At 46.9% G+C, this 2,814-nt stretch carries 3 protein-coding genes; all 3 read left to right on the top strand.

The features are described 5' to 3' along the window. The first annotated feature begins 262 nt into the window (after positions 1–262). The 3 genes from tnpA (at position 263) to tnpC (ending at position 2,609) form a co-directional block, all read left to right on the top strand. Positions 263–625, top strand: a complete 363-nt coding sequence (tnpA, locus tag BI182_RS16070) for an IS66 family insertion sequence element accessory protein TnpA (RefSeq protein ID WP_286809342.1) — start codon at positions 263–265, stop codon at positions 623–625. Continuing rightward, on the top strand, positions 619–975 hold the full coding sequence (tnpB, locus tag BI182_RS16075) for an IS66 family insertion sequence element accessory protein TnpB (protein ID WP_286809344.1): 357 nt from the start codon (positions 619–621) through the stop codon (positions 973–975). The genes tnpA and tnpB overlap by 7 nt, the downstream gene beginning before the upstream one ends. 89 nt (positions 976–1,064) lie before the next feature. Continuing rightward, positions 1,065–2,609, top strand: coding sequence for an IS66 family transposase (gene tnpC, locus BI182_RS16080; protein WP_286809346.1), 1,545 nt, complete (start codon positions 1,065–1,067; stop codon positions 2,607–2,609). The last annotated feature ends 205 nt before the right edge of the window (positions 2,610–2,814 follow it).

A 2,814-nucleotide genomic window follows, 5' to 3' on the forward strand; every position in this document is an offset into this window, starting at 1 on the left:
GTTCGACCTTTATTGTAATTATAGTCTTCGCTGCCATTGCTTTGGTGCTGAACCACATATTAGGGATACAAAGTAAAAAACTAAGCCAGGCTTCAATTATCGCAGTGGGCGAGAATTAAGGTAAGCGATCAATAACAAGGTGCCTTACATCCCGAATAAAACCATGAGATAATATACTCCAAACAAAAACTAAAGTTTTTCAAGTTGTAGTTTTTCGAGTTTTTCAAGTGACTTTGAAAAACTGCACAGGAGGGTATTGCAAATGGATGAAATAACTCCAGTTAAAACGAAGTTCCGCATGGAACAATGGAAACAGCTGATTCAGGATCAGCAGGCGAGCGGGATGTCAATCAAAGCCTGGTGTCAGCAAACACAAATCAAAGAGACATCCTATTACTACTGGCTGAAACGTATCCGAAAGCAGGCTTGTAACCAGGAGATAACGAGCACACAACTGGAACCGGATGAACCGGTTACTTTTGCCAAACTTCCGATTAAACTGGGGAAAACAAACCGAATTCCGGCCGTGGTGATTAACCTCCCATCGGCAACGATTGAGGTGATGGATGGAGCTGCCCCGGAAACCATCGAAGCGGTTCTGCTGGCAATGAAAGTATTATGTTAGGCGACATTACAAGAGCCAGGGAAATTTACATCGCCTGTGGTTATACTGATATGCGTAAATCCATTGATGGACTGGCTGCGCTGGTGCAGGAATCAATGGGCTTAAATCCCTTTGGTCCCGCACTTTACTTATTCTGCGGGAAACGTCGGGATCGGATTAAGGCGCTGCTTTGGGAAGGGGACGGTTTTGTTCTGCTTTACAAACGCCTCGAAAATGGCAACTACAAATGGCCCCGGACCGAAAATGAAGTTCGAACCCTGTCCTGGAAAGAATTCAGATGGCTGCTGGAAGGCCTTTCCGTTGATCAACCCCGAGCCATCAAATCGGTGGAACCCGGTGATTTCTGTTGATCAAAAACACTTGAAACCGCATAACAGCTGGCTTTTTCAACGTTTTTATGGTATAATGGATCCATTAATAAACGGGAGAAATAAACCGGATGGATGAACGGGACACTTATATTAAACAGCTGGAAACCACCATCAAAAGCCTCGAACAGCAGGTAAACAACCTTACGGAAATGATTCTGCTGCTCCGGAAAGAGAAATTTGGCAGCTCCAGTGAAAAAACGCCAAAGTCAACGCTGGATGGACAAATTTGTCTGTTCAATGAAGCGGAAGCCGAAGTAAATCCCCACGCCCCGGAACCGGTGGTTAAGGATGTCCATGGCTATAAACGGACCAGTCCCAAAACCGGACGGGAAGAACGGCTTAAAGACCTTCCCGTAAAGGAAATACTCTGTGAGATCCATGAAGACGATCAAAACTGCCTCCGCTGTAACACCCTGCTTCGCCCGATCGGGAAAGAAACCGTTCGCGAAGAACTGGAATATATCCCGGCCAAACTGTCGATTATCCGGTATATCCGGATGGCTTATGAATGCCCCCGGTGCAAGCATACCGATACACCATATATTGAAAAAGCTTTGACGCCTTCCCCGCTGATGGCCCATTCACTGGCATCGCCCAGTACGGTGGCTTATGTCATGTATCAGAAATATGTCAATGCCATGCCGCTTTATCGTCAGGAAAAGGATTGGGAGCAGCTGGGATTTGCGCTGTCAAGAGCAACCATGGCCAACTGGATCATCCGGTGTTCTCAGGACTATCTGCAACCCATCATTGTTCATCTCCGGAAAAAGCTGCTCCAGCGGGAGATTCTTCATTGTGACGAAACTCCGGTTCAGGTTTTGAAGGAGGACGGGAAAAAGCCCCAGTCAAAATCGACCATGTGGCTTTACCGTAGCGGAAATGATGGAAGACCGCCCATCATCCTGTATGACTACCGGAAGTCCAAAAGCGGCGAAAATGCACTGAATTACCTGAAGGGGTTCAATGGTTTTCTTCACAGCGATGGCTATGCGGGGTATAATTGCCTGAAAAGCGTGACCCGGTGCGGCTGTTGGGCACATCTGCGCAGGAAATTTGTGGAGGCCGTACCCACGGGCAAACGCCTTGAAAGTAAACCGCCTACCCCAGCTGAAATCGGCCGGGATTACTGCAACCGGCTCTTTAAAATCGAAGAGACGCTCTCCGGGTTAACTCCCGATGAACGTTATCTTAAGCGTCTGGAACTGGAACAACCGGTTCTGGAGGCCTTTTGGTGCTGGATTGATAGCTTGAATGTTCTGCAGGGCTCCGCACTCGGTAAAGCCGTGATCTATGCCCGGAACCAGAAACGTTACATGGAAAACTACCTCCTTGACGGTCGCTGTTCACTTTCTAACAATCTGGCCGAAAACAGCATTCGCCCCTTCACGGTGGGTCGAAAAAACTGGCTCTTCTCGGATACACCCAAAGGAGCTTCTGCCAGTGCTGCGATATACAGCCTTGTTGAAACAGCCAAAGCCAATGGACTGAATGTTCACACTTACCTTAATCACCTGCTGCTTTATATGCCGGATGCGGATTATCAGAATGATCCGGAGGTACTGGAAGAACTGATGCCCTGGTCAGAGCAGATACAGGTGGAATGCAAACAATAAACGGATTTATCCAGAACTGGTTACTGCTGGCGCCGGTTCTTTTTTATTTTTTGTGGCACCTTGTATTTAAGCGCTTACGAATTAAGCACCACCTGCGGTCAGCAATTGGCCAAATTAAAACCCAAATTAAGGATGAGCTGTTAAAATTTGTCATAAGAATGAATGAATTTGGAGGGCAAATATGGAACTGAAGGATAAAATTTTA

Source organism: Acetobacterium sp. MES1 (genome assembly GCF_002237635.1).
GTDB lineage: Bacteria > Bacillota > Clostridia > Eubacteriales > Eubacteriaceae > Acetobacterium > Acetobacterium wieringae.